The 16442-nt window shown below is 47.5% G+C and carries 15 protein-coding genes; 9 read left to right on the top strand and 6 right to left on the bottom strand.

Annotated elements, in window-relative coordinates:
* Positions 1–482, top strand: a 482-nt coding sequence (locus V3U24_05075) for a DUF1232 domain-containing protein (GenBank protein ID MEE9166819.1), incomplete at its 5' end; no start/stop codon positions are given.
* On the opposite strand, the gene V3U24_05070 is transcribed toward V3U24_05075, so the two are convergent.
* From V3U24_05070 to V3U24_05060, 3 genes are all read right to left on the bottom strand, one after another.
* Positions 477–1727, bottom strand: a complete 1251-nt coding sequence (locus V3U24_05070) for an ATP-binding protein (GenBank protein MEE9166818.1) — start codon at positions 1725–1727, stop codon at positions 477–479. The genes V3U24_05075 and V3U24_05070 overlap by 6 nt on opposite strands.
* Positions 1728–1932: 205 nt before the next feature.
* A complete protein-coding gene (locus V3U24_05065; protein ID MEE9166817.1) occupies positions 1933–2904 on the bottom strand; it encodes an aldo/keto reductase in 972 nt (323 codons plus the stop codon).
* A gap of 388 nt (positions 2905–3292) precedes the next feature.
* Complete coding sequence (locus tag V3U24_05060; protein MEE9166816.1) at positions 3293–4138, bottom strand: hypothetical protein; 846 nt, start codon at positions 4136–4138, stop codon at positions 3293–3295.
* A 268-nt stretch (positions 4139–4406) separates the two neighbouring features.
* Between V3U24_05060 and V3U24_05055 the strand changes: the two genes are divergently transcribed.
* Positions 4407–5468, top strand: a complete 1062-nt coding sequence (locus tag V3U24_05055; GenBank protein ID MEE9166815.1) for a hypothetical protein — start codon at positions 4407–4409, stop codon at positions 5466–5468.
* Positions 5469–5673: 205 nt separating this feature from the next.
* On the opposite strand, the gene V3U24_05050 is transcribed toward V3U24_05055, so the two are convergent.
* Entirely contained in the window at positions 5674–6807 is a 1134-nt protein-coding gene (locus tag V3U24_05050) for a glycosyl hydrolase (protein ID MEE9166814.1), read from the bottom strand.
* 579 nt (positions 6808–7386) lie between these two features.
* Here V3U24_05050 and V3U24_05045 point away from each other — a divergent pair.
* The 4 genes from V3U24_05045 (at position 7387) to V3U24_05030 (ending at position 10848) form a co-directional block, all read left to right on the top strand.
* The gene (locus V3U24_05045) at positions 7387–7641 is read left to right on the top strand and encodes an SHOCT domain-containing protein (protein MEE9166813.1); all 255 of its coding nucleotides are present in this window, start codon (positions 7387–7389) and stop codon (positions 7639–7641) included.
* 15 nt (positions 7642–7656) lie between these two features.
* On the top strand, positions 7657–8220 hold the full coding sequence (locus V3U24_05040) for a CsgG/HfaB family protein (GenBank protein MEE9166812.1): 564 nt from the start codon (positions 7657–7659) through the stop codon (positions 8218–8220).
* A 422-nt stretch (positions 8221–8642) separates the two neighbouring features.
* Positions 8643–10091 carry a Gfo/Idh/MocA family oxidoreductase gene (locus tag V3U24_05035; GenBank protein MEE9166811.1) on the top strand — a complete coding sequence of 483 codons (1449 nt, stop codon included), beginning with the start codon at positions 8643–8645 and terminating at the stop codon, positions 10089–10091.
* Positions 10092–10137: 46 nt separating this feature from the next.
* Positions 10138–10848, top strand: a complete 711-nt coding sequence (locus V3U24_05030) for a DUF1080 domain-containing protein (protein ID MEE9166810.1) — start codon at positions 10138–10140, stop codon at positions 10846–10848.
* A 252-nt stretch (positions 10849–11100) separates the two neighbouring features.
* Here V3U24_05030 and V3U24_05025 read toward each other — a convergent pair whose 3' ends face one another.
* Positions 11101–11361: a type II toxin-antitoxin system RelE/ParE family toxin gene (locus V3U24_05025; protein ID MEE9166809.1), complete on the bottom strand. Its 261-nt coding sequence runs from the start codon at positions 11359–11361 to the stop codon at positions 11101–11103.
* A gap of 9 nt (positions 11362–11370) precedes the next feature.
* The gene (locus V3U24_05020) at positions 11371–11616 is read right to left on the bottom strand and encodes a type II toxin-antitoxin system Phd/YefM family antitoxin (GenBank protein ID MEE9166808.1); all 246 of its coding nucleotides are present in this window, start codon (positions 11614–11616) and stop codon (positions 11371–11373) included.
* Positions 11617–11976: 360 nt separating this feature from the next.
* On the opposite strand from V3U24_05020, the gene V3U24_05015 reads away from it, so the two are divergent.
* The 3 genes from V3U24_05015 (at position 11977) to V3U24_05005 (ending at position 16204) form a co-directional block, all read left to right on the top strand.
* Positions 11977–12411 carry a cupin domain-containing protein gene (locus tag V3U24_05015; protein MEE9166807.1) on the top strand — a complete coding sequence of 145 codons (435 nt, stop codon included), beginning with the start codon at positions 11977–11979 and terminating at the stop codon, positions 12409–12411.
* Between the two features lie 120 nt (positions 12412–12531).
* The gene (locus tag V3U24_05010) at positions 12532–15030 is read left to right on the top strand and encodes a bifunctional YncE family protein/alkaline phosphatase family protein (GenBank protein ID MEE9166806.1); all 2499 of its coding nucleotides are present in this window, start codon (positions 12532–12534) and stop codon (positions 15028–15030) included.
* A gap of 193 nt (positions 15031–15223) precedes the next feature.
* The gene (locus V3U24_05005; GenBank protein MEE9166805.1) at positions 15224–16204 is read left to right on the top strand and encodes a SpoIIE family protein phosphatase; all 981 of its coding nucleotides are present in this window, start codon (positions 15224–15226) and stop codon (positions 16202–16204) included.
* Positions 16205–16442 lie beyond the last annotated feature (238 nt).

The raw sequence follows: 16442 nt of genomic DNA, 5'->3' as shown, positions 1-16442 counted from the left end.
AGAACAATATGAGTACTCAAGAACGTGATTTCTACCAACATTTGAGAAAACGCCTCCAGGATTGGGAGAAATCAGATGATGGTAGATCACACAAGTATGTTGAATATATCCTGGCCATTCCAGATTTCTTCTATGTGATCTGGCAATTAGTAAAAGATGACCGAATTCCATATGATATCAAAATCAAGCTCGGAGGATTGGTTGCTTACTGGATATTACCGATTGATCTTATTCCAGATTTTATTCTTGGACCATTCGGATATCTTGATGATTTAGCATTGACCGCAGCATTATTAAGTAAGATAATGAAACAGCACGGCGCCATTGTAGACGAACACTGGCAGAAGGTGAGTGATAAAGATATTCTTGGATTGATTGAGGGTATTCTTGCTGATTTGGACAAATGGATTGGCACCGGAATGTGGAGGCGAGTGAAGAAATGGGCCAAATTTGATAAAACACCCCGTGACCTCCACTTATAAATACCAGGGATAAACAATGGATACTTTTCCTTTCTGGCCTATCTTCTCTTCATCAAACCTGACCAGGTTTCTCTCTGGTGAGTCGTAAAGGACACTGAACGCTAACAGGTGGTTCACCGCCGTCTTTTTCTTTTTTACTTCAAAGGGGATATAGTCCACACCCTTTTGCAGAACAAAGTCCACTTCTTTTCCGTCTCTAGTACGCCAATAGTACAAGGTTTCCAGGGTATTCAATCTCTTCCACAAGGCGGAAAAGACTCCCGATTCAAGTAACTCTCCCCTGTCAGTCCGCAAGTTAATGGGGTTGAAATTACTCAGCAGCATATTCCGAATTCCCGTATCCAGAAGATAGACCTTGGGCATCTTCTTCAGCTCTCTCTTCTTATTCGTGAAAAGGGGTTTTAGGAGAGAAACAATAAAGGTATCACTGAGGATTTGAAGGTATTTATTTACTGTTCTGTAGTCGATACCAATCTCTTTTGAAATCGACTGAGAGTTGAACAATTGTCCGCTCTGGATCGCGATTATCTGAGTTAGTTTGTTGAAGGCATCAATATGTTCAATGGTGAAGAGGTTCCGGATATCTCTTAACACATAACTGTGGATCAATTCTTCAAGTATGTTCACTTTATCTTTTTGTGAGTCCGTGAGAGCAACTTCGGGATACCCACCAAACAGTAAGAATTCGGAGTAAAGAGATTTGAGTTTATCATGAAAAAACGCGAGGGATTCATGTTGAACAGAATTCTTGTCCCCACCCAGCAGATCCACCATCCTTGATTCATTCTTAAATATCAGGAATTCCCGAAATGTCAACGGGTAAAGGGTATAAACAAATTTTCTTCCTGCTAGAGAATCACGGAACTTGTATTTGATTTGCGCCGCTGATGAACCGCTCAATATCAGTTTCATTCGATCTGAGTGGTGATCCACAGCCAGTTTCACGAAGTTTGAAAATTCGTCCAAGTATTGAATCTCATCGAGAAACAGGATGAATCGTTTGTCTTTGGGGTATCCCTGAGCGTCAAACCAGTTCATAAACGTATCTATTCCACGTTTGAACAGAGCGAGAGTATTGAGGTTTTCCAGATCGAAGTAGAGGGTCTTCTCCTCGTTGATCTTGTCCTGAACTCGCTTCAGGAGAGAAGTTTTTCCCACTCGCCTGGTTCCCAAGATAAAGAGGGCCCGCCGATTGCCCAGTTGATCCACGACGGTTTTTTCAAGGTGTCTCCGATACAGATTCACGGATAATGTCCCCTTAGCTTTGACTAAAGTAACTCTATAATGTAAGTTTAGTCAAGACTATTTTTACATCATAGCGCTGAAATCGTATTCCCATGGCAGTAATCTCCTTTGTCATTATGCCCTAAGTTTAGTCGTTGAGTGTCAACCATGTCCTGACATTCGTGTGTCAACCATCTCTTGAAACCGTACCGCGGGATCATCAAAATCATTGCGACCAGGCTGTCGGCTCCCGGTCCCAACGATGCTTCTCCAACTCCTTCATCAAGGTAGGGTCCAACGGCCCCGCGTCACTCGTGGCGATGTTCATTTCGACGTGCTTTAGCTTACGCATCCCGGGTATGATCGTACTCACGGTTGGCTCGGCGAGGATGAAGCGCAGCGCCATTTCAGGCATTGTCATGCCATCCGGAACCAACGGTTTGAGCGCATCCGCATGTTCCACGCTGGAGTTGAGGTTCTCGGGAACAAAGTAGGTATTGCGCCAATCGCCTTCCGGCCAGCTGCTTTCCCTGGTCAGCGTGCCGGTAAATGTCCCTTCATCAAACGGCACCCTTGCGATGACGCCAACGTTATGCTCCCGACAAGCAGGGAAGAGTTCGTCCTTCGGATTTTGATCGAAGATATTGTAGATCACCTGCACGGTATCGATGATTCCACTTCTGGCCGCTCTTACTCCATTCCATGGTTCCCAACGATTGATGCTGATCCCAATCGCGTAAATTAATCCCTGGGCTTTGAGGTCGTTCATTTTTCCAACCCAGCGATCATCTTCCAGCCACGAGTCTTCCCAGGTATGGAACTGCATCAAGTCGAAGGAATCCAGTCCGGAGTTCTTGAGACTTCTCTCGACGTACTCCTGAATGTGATCGGGAGGAAAACATTCTTCCAGCGAATGTCCGCGCTTGCTTGGCCACTTGAAGTTCCTGGGAGGCATCTTTGTCGCCGTATAGAGCTTTTTTCCATTGTTAGCCCGCACCAGTTCGCCGAGCAAACTCTCACTCTTACCCTCACCATAGCCCCAGGCGGTATCAAAAAAACTACATCCGAGATCGACGGCGCGTTGCATAGAACGCATCGACTCGTCATCGTCAGAACCGGTCCATCCTGCCATGCCCCACATTCCATAGCCGATTTCACTGATTTCCCAATTCGTACGACCGAGTCTTCGATATTTCATCGTGGATTCCTTCCTTTTTGCGGATCCAAGGCTATTGTTCCAAACGTGCACTACCCCATTGTTGTAAGCTGTAGCTGCTCTGGAGCGGCAGTGCCACCGGCTGCATCAAAAGTGAGGTGAAAAAGGGATATGAATAACGATAACATGGCTCGGTCCGACCCGGGATTAAGTAAGTAGTGCCACACAAAGAGTGAAAAGAGAGATTCGGAAGGATAAAAACATTAAAAAGCGTGTTGAGGAATTGACTGCTAGACTATCCAAGAGTCAAAGGCGGATTTGATCCCTCTACGCAGAAAGGTTGAGTGGGAAAACCTCGATCACCCCACCCCGGTCTTTTCGCGATCGGACTTTCCGGATTTCGTCGAGTGGAGAATTCTGTCGAGAAGATTTACCTGCTAAAACCCAATACCACTGAGGGGAATGTTAATGCCCCAACTGTTAATTGTGCACCTATTTTCAAGTGAGAGAAAAGCAGGGTGCTGACGCCTACATTTCCCTGCAGGCCAAACACATTTTCATTATCAAGGTTTACCGCAGAAGTGGTTTCATGTGAGCGCACCAGGTAGGCTGACAATCCCGCGTAGCTGGAGAACCTTGTCAAGATATCTTTGGTCCCGATAACATCAACTGAGTATGTGCTGAGATCAAAGTCCTCAATTTTGCCAATCTGACCGGCACTCACCCTTACGGCTGCGGCCAGGTTTTTCTCTGCATCATTCAGGAAGTTGTATTGCAGCTGTCCTCCAAGGAAAGAATAATTGGCACCAGGAGCCGGTATGTAGTAAAAGCCGACGTCCATCCGTTCACTGACTCCCAATCTAACCATCGGTAGAGGAAGACCGAGAACATGGGAAGATCCTGCATGATTCTTTGAGACTTGATCAGGGTCGTCAGATACCTCGCCATAGAGCCAATGAGTAGAATGAGGATGGACAAAGGTATCATTCCAGGCGGCGTCTTTGTCATCAATAGGGTACCAACCCTGTGTTAGAACAATATCGAAATTCCACTTGCCCAAAGGTTTTGCTGAGGTCAATGGGTTAAAAACTGCCATGATCCCGGCCTCCTGAGTAAATTGGTGCCACGCGCCCTGGGTAAGTGAAGGATCAAGTTGCATGGAGCATTCGTCCCATCTGTCAGTAGTATGAAGTTCAATATCACCATGGGCATACGAAACGGAATTGAACATACTGAATACCAAAAGAGCAGTCATGCCAGCAAGTATTCTTTTCATCACGACCTCCATTCGTAGCATTTTAATGATAATGGCCTCGAGCGCCGACGCGATAATTATAGCTGAAAGTATGAGAATGTACAAGCGATTTGTTTCCAAGGAGACACTCGCTCGAAGAGATTAGTCAAGTATTTGAGAAAAGGGTCTTAATATCAGCAACAGTTAATGAGAAATTTGTTGATAGGATTGGAGAGTGGTTCAATAAGATTATGATTTGGATAACAACGAGACGTGTTATTTGCAGATTAAAAATGGGAGAGATCGAACTGTGAAGATCAAACTGGTTACAGTTGCATTAGTGATCACATCACTGTCCAGAGTTCTGGCTGTAGACACTGGGAAGCTTGAAAATGGAGTTGTTCCTGAACAAGAAACAACAAAGGTGATACCATTTCTATTCTCCTTTCTTGACAGTGCTGATCCGACAATGAATCCCTTTGCGGAGTTGGGAACACACTTCCATCTGACCATTATTTCCGGTCGAGTCGGCTCAGTGGAGGGGCTTCAAATAGGTGGATTTGTTAACCATGTCAAATATGACTTCACTGGATATGACGCAACTGGAATTTCCAGCACAGTCGAAGGAGACTATTCAGGTTATCAGGCTACAGGTATTTACAGTAAGACGAAGGGTAGTTTCATAGGTATTCAGGATGTTGGGATTTACAGTTTTGTTGGATCTGATTTCCTGGGGATTCAAACGACAGGTATTACCAGTAAGGTAGAAGGTTCGTTTAGAGGTATCCAAGTTGCAGGTATTTCCAATAATACGAAACAATTAGAGGGACTACAGATTGCCGGCATTGTGAATAGTGCAGATCAGGTTAATGGTATCCAGATCGGTTTAGTGAATCTTTCTGGAGAGCTTAATGGTCTAGCTATTGGTCTTGTGAACATTTCCAAAGCGGGAAGTGTGCACGGAGTCGGCTGGAGTGGAGGAGCAATGGAGATGAATGCTGGTATAAAATTTGCTCCCAATGATTACTGGTATACAATCATGTCTCTGGGTCGTGGGAGCAATTTTGCTGACGATGAGGATGAAACATCCATAGGATACTATATGGGTTTTCGATTCTCTTTGCCGGCACCGTCGTTTTTCGCGGAGTTAGATATTGGGAGTAATTCTATATATAGTGGTGATCTGTTTGATGATCGAGATTGGGAGGATAAAGTATCAAGAGCCCTGGAAACCAGGGCAAGTCTGGTCTTTCGGTTGCACAATAGACTGTCACTATTCGCCGGTATAGTACAAACTCGAACTGGTGATGATATGGGTCAGTTTACTGGATGGGAGACAGATACCTCGCCCTTTTTCGGAATACAATTCTGATCTCCAGATGTTTTCCCAAGACTATTGTCTGGATGGACTGGCTTTTCGAAGCCGCTGATCCTTGCGAGGATCATTTGGGAAATGATTTCCCTTGAGTCACAATAACATAGCTCAATCCGACCCGGGATTAACCAGGTATGCAGATCACAAGAGAAGAACTGATAGAGGACCACTTGACGTTCTCTTTGCAGATTGTGGAGTCATCCTACTCATACATGTCAGGTAAGTCATTCTCAAAGACAGTAAATGGATCACTAAAGAAATTGAGAAAATCTTCTTCACTGGCGTGTCCGGGATACGGTGCAAAATGATGATCTTTTGAAGCATTGCGCCAAACCAGGGCCCAGGCGGTTTTCTTCGACTGATCATTGTAGTTGATTCCCTCTAAAAGGTAGTTGGTCCACCAGTCCGAGATCGGGACATTTTCAATACCCACCTCCGTCAATGCTGACACTTTCCCCCGTTGCTCCGCCAGTGTTGCGACGGTTGCCAGAGTTTTTCCCAGATCAGTAACAGAAGATATATCCCACAATTTGTAGTAATCCAGTCCCAAAATATCTACGTAGTCATCGCCCGGATAGCGCTTCAGGTAGTCATCGGTGCTCTCAATTTCCTGTGGAGAAATAACGTAGAGCAGGTGATGTACCTCACGATCATCGCGAAGATATTCCACAGTCATCTTCCAGAGTGCGTTGTATTCTTCTGCGGTGCAGCTCTCAGCACCCCACCACGACCATGTATGATTGTGTTCGTGATAGGGTCGAAGAATAACGGGAATGTAAGTCCCGGTCGACGTCTTGAGATCCTCCAGGAAATCTGCAATCATGTCCAGTGTGGCTAGGTATTTCATGTGATGTGATTTACCCGGAAGAATCTTGGATACCGCCTCCGTATTGTCCCATGCATTCTCACCAGTGACCGGATTATCAAGATGCATGCTGATGGTGATGATCCCACCCCGGTCGTAGGCTTCTCTTATCCAGTCAATCATCTTGCTGAAGTTGACGCCGTCCAAATTGTCTTCGTTCTGAATATCGCCAAGATCCCACCCGTATACAGCGGGATAGTCTCCGCACACGTCCTTGATATCTGATCGACCAGGCTCTGCCCACCAACCGATACCGTAGGCAAGGTCGTCCTGATGTCCAAACATCACACCTTCGCTTGCGAGTTGTTGAAGATTCCCGTAAAGAGCGACTGTTTCAGCGGTGGCTCCGGGATCAACCAGAGAATTATTGGTTACCGGAAAGCTATTTTCGTTTTCGTCGGGATTCTCCGAGGTGCAACCCGACAAAAAAAGGATGAGATTGAGAGATAGATAGATCCCAATCGTTTTCATGAATCTAAGTTTTTCGAAGTTGGGGGTCGGAATCAGGCTGAGTTTGCGAATTGAGAACACAGGTGTTACGATTTGACATGAAATGATAGAGCCCCGGTAGATAAGTGTCAAGCAAAACCCCTCCTACCGAGGGGCTTTCTTCAAGTGGGAGCTACAAGATTCGGACTATCCATAGAGATAGAGTCTGACCAGGGTGACTGATCAATTGTACTGGGTAATTGTGTCAAGAAAGTCCTATCTTGATGCCCATCCGCAGGATCCTGTGGAGAGTAGTCATTTGGAGTTAGATTGCATCGATTTCCCTTGAGTAACCATAACCTGGTTTGCTCAGCCCTGGCATTCCACAAAAAGAGATTCGGAAGGTCAAAAATATTAAGAGGCGTGTTGAGGAATTGACTGTTAAACTATCCGGGAGTCAAAGGCAGATTTGACCCCTCTTTTTATGACATGGTGATTAGTTTTACTGAAAGTTTTACTCGAGGAAGAATTCATAATTTTGAGGGTGATAATTACAATAAATACTCAGTATACTATATGTGTTAGCCATTCGAGAAATAACTAAAGAGAGGAGTAAAACAAATGTGGCATGAAAGTTTTTGGGGTGGTGGGATGTGGATATTTCCTCTGCTGATGATGATCATAATGTTGTTTGTAGTTTCCCGTATTTTCGGTCGTGGAGGCGGTTTCAAACCTCCCTGGAGTCAGGATTCTGACAGGCATCATATCGAAAGCACAGGCTCAGGATCAGCTTTGGATATACTGAAGAAACGATATGCTAAAGGTGAGATTACAAAAGAAGAATTTGAGGAAATGAAAGGAGAGCTTTTGAGCTGAAGGAATAACAAAGTAATGAGGAAAGAAAGTCCGGGCAAAATTAGAATTATTCCCTTTTCTATTCTGATTGCGTTTCTATTAGCCGGTTGCATGAGGATGGGTATGAAAAGGGATGGACCTATGATGGAATCAATACCATCCAGCTCCCCCGATCAGGAGGAAGAGATCAAGTCAAGACAAGCCCTAGATCAAATAATCGAAGAAGCAGTTTTGGATTTATCGAATAGCGAACTGGACATTAATTCTGTGGCAGTATGGCAAATTAGATCTCAAACGGCTGGTTTGGATGTAGAAGTGATTAGACAAAAACTCATTTCCAAATTAGTCCCATTGAACCTCTTCAAGGTTGTTAGCCGAGAGAGATTAAACGAATTACTGGAGGAACAGGGTCTTTCTTTGTCAGGAACGATAGACGAAAGAAGTGCGGTGGAGATCGGAAAACTTATTAGCGTAGAAGGCTTTATCGACGGTTATGCATCTGTTGAAGATAGTCGATTCATATTAAGTCTAACTCTTATTGAAACGAAAAGTGGCTTGATAATCTGGGCAAAAACTTTTGAGGTGCCGATCCATTCTTAATTTTTTCTTGAAGGGGCATGAGTAAGTTGTTGTGACACCTAACAACCGCTTCACCGGACTCAGAACCCGTCGACAACTCGCTCTCAGACTGGACCCCTTCGTTACTATCGACTTCTCTAACCTACATTATCCACAGGATCTTCCAAAGGATCTTGAGATGAGATTGGCCACATCCGTAGGAGTCCCTGTGACCCGTGGGGTGTCCTGCGGAGGGAGAAGAACACCAAGGATCAGGTGTTTAAGTGTTAAGGTGTTGACGTGTTCGAGTCTTTGGGTCCTGTGAGCATTTCTTCTTTCTCGAACACATGAGCACACGAACACATGAACACTCGAACACTTGGGCTGAAGTCATTGCGGTATCTTCGCGAACTTTGTGGCTGATGAATAGATCAGGCTAAGTACTTCTAAACATGAGGTGTAAAATGGCGAAGGAGACGAAGAAGTTGAACCGCGAGGCAGGAGACAAATTATCCCGGCGTCAATTCCTTAACATGGCTGGCGCTGCGGCAGCCTCGATAACCATTGTTCCTCGATATGTGCTGGGTGGACCTGGATTTACACCACCGAGTGATAAACTGAATATTGCCATGATAGGTGCTGGCGGGCAGGGGATGCACAATCTCAGGAATCTCCTGCAGGAAGATGATGTCCAGATCATTGCGCTGGCTGATGTCACCGAGGAAGCGGATTACAGCGATACGTACCACGAGGTCCCGGGCGGACGGAAACCGGGATACGAGCGGATCAAGGAGGTCTACGGAAATGACCCGGCAAAAAAAGACTATCCGGACCCCCGCGTTTATGTTGATTTTCGCAGAATGCTGGAAAAAGAAAAGGAAATTGATGCAGTTGTCGTCTCTATACCTGACCATACACATGCGGTGGCAGCATTGGCCGCGATTCAGATGGGCAAACATGTATATGTTGAAAAGCCCCTGGCCCGCACTATCTATGAAGCCAGGAAAGTAACCGAAGCGGCACGCGAGGCTGGAGTCGTCACACAAATGGGTATTCAGGGGCATGGTGATGAGGGACTTCGCCTTACCTACGAGTGGATACGTGATGGAGCCATAGGTGATGTCAGGGAAGTGCATGCCTGGAGTGCTGATCCAAACACAGGAGCCTGCCGGGAAGATGTGCCCGAAGGGAGCGTGCCGGTGCCGGAAGGATTGGATTGGGACCTCTGGCTTGGTCCTGTAGAGTACAGGCCTTACAGTCCTCACTATACACCTGTGAAATGGCGAGATTACTGGTACTTTGGCACGGGCAGGATCGGTGACATGGGGTGTCACAACATGGACCCTGCCTTCTTTGCCCTGGATCTGGGTTATCCCGAGTGGGTTCAGGCACGTTCCGCCTGGGGCGATCGTAACAAGAAACCCTTTGTATCAACTGTGTATTACCAGTTCCCAGCACGTGGCGGGATGCCACCAGTGAAACTAACCTGGTACACTGGCTTGATGCCCCCAAGACCCGATGAGCTTGAACCGGGACGTGATTTTCCACAGAGTTACGGAAACGGCATTTTGTTCGTTGGAGACGAAGGTAAAATCATGTGTCCCGGATGGGCCGGGAATCCACGTCTCATACCCGAAACACGAATGAGAGCGTATGAACTTCCGCCCAAGACTCTGCCACGGGTGGGAGGTATCTACAGAGACTGGATAAGCGCATGCAAGGAGAAGGGTAAAAGAGCGAGTGCTGATTTTGAATACTCTGGTCCGTTGACAGAGGTCGTTCTCATGGGCGTGGTTGCAATGCTTACTGAAGAAAAATTGTACTGGGACGGTCCAAACATGCAGGTGACCAACTATCCGGAGGCAGAGCAGTATATTCGACCTGAATACCACAACGGTTGGGTTCTCGGGTAGTGAATTCGGTGGACCAGCTTTCACCTGGAAGATTAAGGAGAGAAACATGCGAAAAAAAAGAACTGCAATGATGATTACCCTCACACTGATAGCATCCCTGGCCGGAATCTCCGTATATGGGAACAGCGACGAAGGGAAATGGATCGCCCTTTTTGATGGCAAGACACTAAACGGTTGGTCAGTGCACAGCGGCTTTGCCAAATATGAGGTTGTGGATGGAACCATCGTTGGAACCGCCGTCAAGGGAAGTCCGAACACGTTTCTTTGCACGGACAAAGAATTCGGAGATTTCATCCTGGAATTTGAAGTGTTACTCAATCCGGAATTGAACTCAGGTGTACAATTCAGGAGCCAGATCGCAAGCGAAGAAATAGTCTACTGGTTCAGGGACAACGATGGAGAACCAGACAGGCAAGTCATTTCCCCTGACCGCGTGTATGGCTATCAAGTAGAGATCGCAACAGAAGAAAGCGGTAGCTCCGGAAGTGTTTACGATGAGGCACGTCGAGCTTTTATGCTCTGGCGACCTGAATCCGGTTCTAAAGCCAGCAAAGCTTTCAAGGACGGCCAATGGAACAGATACCGTGTTGAATGTAAAGGTAATTCCATAAAGACCTGGGTTAACGAGGTTCCGTGCGCGGACTTCAAAGATTCGATGACAGCTCGAGGTATCATCGGTCTGCAGGTACATGATGTAGGCGATGACCCTACCCCATACGAGGTGCGCTGGCGAAACATTAGAATTCTTCCATTGTAAGAATTGTAAGAAAGGGTCAAGTCTGCTGGTGACTGGATACTAGATACTGGATGCTGGATGCTGGTGACTGGATACCGGTTGATTGGTTAACTGGTTCACTGGTGATTGGATGCTTGATACTGGATGCTGGTTACTGGATACTTGCTACTTGATCCTTGCCACTTGATACTTATCCGCGGGATCATGTGGAGAATGGCCTTCAGGGGTATGAACAACAATAACCTGGTTTGGTCCGACCCCGGATCCAGACTCTTAACGATAGATCTCTTTCCGATGGCCGATCTTGACAATCAAGACCAGTAAATCTTCATCTTGAATTTGATAAACCACTCGGTAGTCACCCAGCCGTATACGGTAAAGCCGCTCCTCATCGGTGAGTTTTCTTACGCCGGGGGGCCAAGGCTCTTCTGATAGGCCCTCAATAGCCTTACGAATTCTAGTACGGAAGCGTCTAGCGATAGTGGCCAGAGCCTTGAACGCGCGTCTTTCAATCTTTATGCGGTAGGAGGCCAACAGGCTGTATTACAGCTCGCGTTTTACCTCGTCCCAATCCAAGAACTCACGCTCGGGATCTCTTAACACGGCCATGGCATCATCAATGTCAATACGGTCTTCCAGGGCCTCAAGAAGTTCATAGTCTTCCATAGGCACGATGGCGACGACGGGCTTGTTGTGACGCATTAGAACAAACCGTTCCTTTGTGTAAGTAGCCGTATTGATCACTTCGGCGAAGTGCTTGCGCATGTCAACAATGGACACGGTGGTCATGATCATTTCCTCCTTCAGGTACTAAATGTTGTAAAAATGTACAGTCTTTACAATATGTAAACAATGAAAAGTCTCGATAATCCAATAACCTGTCATGTCGGGTCATCGTGGGTCGCAGATTGGACCGAGGCAACTAGTTGATTTCACTGGATAATTGTCTGAAGAAAGCCCTATTTTGATGCTTATCCGCAGGATCCTGGGGAGAGTAGTCTTTTGGAGGTAGATAGGAACGATTTTCCTTGAACAATAATGACCTGGTTTGATCCGGCCCCGGATTCACCCATTGTCCCATCGGGGGAAGATGGCCAGGACGAATGATATATGAGTGCGACTTACTTAGTTCGATAGGGGGTATTGAACGTGAAATCGAAACCTGAGTTTATTAAGAACCTTAACGAAGTAGAAAAAGAACTCCACTACCTGGACAAACCTGCGGAAGACTATCGCTCACGCCGTCGTCTCGCAAAGGCGACAGGCGCCGAGCGCATTGGTGTCAACTACTGCTACCTCCGACCGGGCCAGGTCTCGTCAAAGTTCCATTACCACACACGCGAGGAAGAATTCTTCCTGCTTCTCAGTGGCCACGCAAGGCTGAGATGTGGCAAAGAGACATATCAACTGGGTCCGGGTGATGCCGTCTCAATGAAGCCGGGGGGACCGGCACATCAGATTCATAATGATTTCGATGAAGAATGCATCTATCTGGCCATTGGAATTCGTGACCCTGAGGATGAATCTGTATGTCCTGATGACGGGATTATCCGTAAAGGGAAGATCACGAAACCCATCGAATAACTCGTCCGGAACAGACAGCTATTGTTGACAAACCTTGCTAAATTTGCCTGGGGTTGTGACATTTCAACCGTTAACTCACCCTGTCAATCCGTGTATCATGACAAGAAACTGGAGGAGCCGATGAATCACCGCAAGTCGTTTTTCACCCCAACTGTCATCATTGTTGTCAGTTTAATTGCCGGATGTGTGACCACCCCGGTTCATGTTGACACTCCCAGACTCTCTCCGCGCCTGCTGCCCGGACTGACAGATGACGGAAAGGTGCTCTTGCCCAACCAGTGGTCCTTGAAGCCGTCTGGAAAACAGATGCTCATCGGTGATCTACCTCTGAATACGGTATTCTCTCCTGATGGCAGGTTTCTGGTCATTACGCACGGTGGTTATGGACCCAATGAGATTGTCGTCGTCAGAGTTTCGGAAAATGGGGGCGAAGACAAGATCATCTCCCGGGTGGAACTCGACAACCTCTGGTACGGAATTGCGTTCAGCCCTGATGGGAAGAGACTTTTTGCCACCGGGGGAAAAGATGATATCATCTACCAGTTTGATTTCAACGAAGGATACCTGAACAACCGCCGGGATATTGACGTCTTTGAGGAAAGAAAGACGATTCTTCCTTCCGGAATCGCTGTTGCATCTGATGGCAATACACTATACGTGGCCAACAATCGAGATCACTCCGTGGGCATTGTCGATCTCGCACTGGACACATCGACGATACAATTCCTCCTCCTTCCCGATAAGAGCTATCCGTACTCCTGCGTGCTGAGTCCTGCTGAGACTACCCTCTATGTCAGTCTCTGGGGTAAGGCTCAGGTTGCAGAGATCGACCTGATTTCCCGGACGATTCGAAGGTTCATTCCCACAGATGATCATCCGAACGAAATGTGTCTTGATACAGGTGGTGAAAGACTCTTTGTCTCAAATGCAAATGAGAATACTGTGTCCGTCATAGAAACCGCCACGGGAAAGGTCGTTGAAAAGTTGAATTCCGCCCTCTATCCAGGCGCGCCGGAGGGAAGCACTCCCAACTCCCTGGCCTTGTCAGAAGATGGAAAACACCTCGTGATCGCCAACGCAGACAACAATAATCTAGCTGTTTTCGAGATGAGAGAAGATGAACCGTCCAGAAGTATCGGCTTCATCCCCGTTGGATGGTACCCTACGTCTGTCCGCTTTCATCCTTTGACAGGGAAGATCTACGTAGCGAACGGGAAGGGACAATCATCAAAAGCGAATCCGCTCGGTCCCAATCCCGGGATTCCAAATATGACAACAACGGAGTATATCGCCAGGCTCTTTGTTGGCACACTTTCCATCATAGACTGGCCGGACGCGGATGAACTGCGGGAATATACTCAAACGGCATATGAGTGCTCACCATATGTTGGACTGGACCGAATAACGGGCACGGTTGATCAGGACAATCCCATCCCGGCCAGATTAGGTGACTCCTCACCCATAAAATACTGTGTGTATATCGTCAAAGAGAATCGTACCTACGACCAGGTATTTGGTGACATCAGAGAAGGGAACGGGGATCGAAGTCTCTGCCTGTTTCCTGAAAAGGTCACGCCCAACCATCACGCCATTGCGAAGGAGTTTGTCCTCCTGGATAATTTTTATGTGGAGTCGGAGGTGAGTGCCGACGGACATGAATGGTCCATGGGAGCATACGCCACCGATTTTGTGGAAAAATCGTGGCCAAATCACTACGGTCACAATGGGCGCTGGTCCCTGGGCTACCCTGCCGAAGGTGCTTTTGAGATTGCCCGGCCCACGGCCGGGTACATCTGGGATAGATGCGCCGGTGCGGGAGTCACATATCGCAGCTACGGTGAGTTCATCAACAACGGGGAAACGCCGGATGAGCCCGGAACCGCCGCCGTCAAATCGCTGGAGGGACATTTTGATCCCTATTTTCGCAGCTATGATCTCAGCTACAGCGAGATCGACAGGGCCAATCGGTTCATAGCGGAACTTAAGCAGTTCGAGGAAAAAGGTGAACTTCCTCGGTTCATTGTCATGAGACTCCCCAACGATCATACAGCAGGAACGCGGCCGGACTACCCCACTCCCACCGCCATGGTGGCCGAGAACGATCTTGCTCTCGGCATGGTTGTCGAAGCGTTAGGCCAGAGCATATTCTGGCCGGAGATGGCCGTCTTTGTTGTTGAAGACGATGCCCAGAATGGCCCCGACCATGTGGACGCGCACCGGACGGTAGCTCTGGTGGTGAGTCCTTACTGCAAGAGGGGAATTGTGGACAGTCAGTTCTATTCTACCGCCAGCATGCTAAGAACAATGGAATTGATCCTTGGACTGGAACCCATGAGCCAGTTTGACGCTGCCGCAAGACCGATGTATGCCAGCTTCACAATGAAGCGTGATTTGACAGCGTACACCCATCGACCCCCTCAGGTAGATATCAGGGAAAAGAATCCTCCCCAGGCATGGGGGGGGACAGAGTCCATGGCGATGAATCTGGAAGTGGAAGACGCAGCCGATGACATTCAATTCAATGAAATTATCTGGAAAAGCGTCCGCGGAGTCGACTCGGCCATGCCCCCTCCCGTAAGAGCCGCGTTTGTCTTTCCGCACATCGAAGAGGACGATTAGCAATCGCTCGCGTGTGTGACGGAATCAATCAGGACGAGGGGAGACTTGACCCCATACTCAAAGATTGAACGGATCGGAGAACTTCGTATGGAAATCCGGAAGACTCATATCCAGTCAAAATTGGATGCTCAGAAGTTGCTGACTCCTGAACAACTGAAGAAACTTCATGAGCTAGGACGAAAGGGAAGACATTATGGCCGATGAGTACGATGATCTTCAGACTCAGTTGGTCGAACGACGTACCAGGCTCCAGCGAGCTATCTCCGAGTTCGACGAAAACTCAGATTTTATCATCCTTTTGGCAGAAGTGGATGCGGCGTTGGAACGAGTCAACGACGGCACCTATGGAGTATGCGAAGATTGTCATGAGGCCATTGAGGCCGATCGGCTCCAAGTCGATCCACTGCTTCGCTTATGTCTGGACCACCTAACCTCCTCCCAGAAGGAAGAGCTTGAGCGAGATCTAAGTCTTGCGTCCAGGATTCAGGATGCTCTTCTACCGGAGAACGATCTGGTGTTGGATGGTTGGGAGGTTTTCTATCATTATGAACCAGCAGGTCCAGTGAGTGGCGATTACTGCGACTTAGTGGAAATAGATAATGATAGTGGAGCCTCACTCGTCATTGTCGGAGACGTCTCGGGCAAGGGAATTGCCGCATCTATGATCATGTCACATATGCACGCCATGTTTCACAGCTTAGTCGCACTGGACTTACCAATAAGTGAGTTAATGGAGCGAGTTAACCGTCTTGTATGCGAGAGTACTCCTTCTCCTCAGCACGCAACATTGGTCCTGGGCAAATTGAGTAGATCCGGAATAGTGGAGATCTGTAATGCCGGCCACTGGGCGCCTCTTCTTACCCAGGGCAATGAGGTCACAAGGCTCAAGGCAACAGGGTTACCCGTTGGTCTATTCTGCAATAGTCAATACTCAGTCAATGAATTTGAAATGAGCAGAGGTGACAGTCTACTGCTTTACACGGACGGTTTGCATGAGGCACGGAAGGAAGGGAATGAATACGGAGAAGACAGAGTGGCTCGATTGGCAAGCGAACTCCATACGCTCCAACCCCAGGAACTGATAGAGGCATTCTTGAAAGACGTGACTGGATTCCTGTCAGGTACCTCCAAGACGGATGATTTGACGATGATGGCAATACAGCGGGTGAAGTAAGAAAGACTGGATACTGGATGCTTGATGCTGGTTACTGGATACTGGATGCTGGTTACTTGATGCTGGTTACTGGATACTGGATGCTGGATGCTGGATACTGGATACTTGATGCTGGGGTGAAATCAGGACATGGTTTACACTTTAGTGTCAAGACATAGTTTACACTATTCATGAAGCACTCATGCCTTTTCCCATGTCTTCATTTATGGTGGACGGTTGGAACGCTAGCGTACTCAGA

The organism is Candidatus Neomarinimicrobiota bacterium, assembly GCA_036476315.1.
Taxonomy (GTDB): Bacteria; Fidelibacterota; Marinisomatia; order Marinisomatales; family S15-B10; genus JAZGBI01.
Note: the sequence above shows the minus strand (reverse complement) of the source record. Positions and strands in the feature narration are given on the sequence as shown.

Bases quoted from the DNA above. Each gene is read 5' to 3' on its own strand.
- V3U24_05050 (MEE9166814.1), bottom strand. From the start codon at position 6,807: ATGAAAACGATTGGGATCTATCTATCTCTCAATCTCATCCTTTTTTTG.
- V3U24_05005 (MEE9166805.1), top strand. From the start codon at position 15,224: ATGGCCGATGAGTACGATGATCTTCAGACTCAGTTGGTCGAACGACGT.
- V3U24_05020 (MEE9166808.1), bottom strand. From the start codon at position 11,616: ATGACCACCGTGTCCATTGTTGACATGCGCAAGCACTTCGCCGAAGTG.
- V3U24_05065 (MEE9166817.1), bottom strand. From the start codon at position 2,904: ATGAAATATCGAAGACTCGGTCGTACGAATTGGGAAATCAGTGAAATC.
- V3U24_05010 (MEE9166806.1), top strand. From the start codon at position 12,532: ATGAATCACCGCAAGTCGTTTTTCACCCCAACTGTCATCATTGTTGTC.
- V3U24_05035 (MEE9166811.1), top strand. From the start codon at position 8,643: ATGGCGAAGGAGACGAAGAAGTTGAACCGCGAGGCAGGAGACAAATTA.
- V3U24_05030 (MEE9166810.1), top strand. From the start codon at position 10,138: ATGCGAAAAAAAAGAACTGCAATGATGATTACCCTCACACTGATAGCA.
- V3U24_05045 (MEE9166813.1), top strand. From the start codon at position 7,387: ATGTGGCATGAAAGTTTTTGGGGTGGTGGGATGTGGATATTTCCTCTG.
- V3U24_05040 (MEE9166812.1), top strand. From the start codon at position 7,657: ATGAGGAAAGAAAGTCCGGGCAAAATTAGAATTATTCCCTTTTCTATT.
- V3U24_05060 (MEE9166816.1), bottom strand. From the start codon at position 4,138: ATGAAAAGAATACTTGCTGGCATGACTGCTCTTTTGGTATTCAGTATG.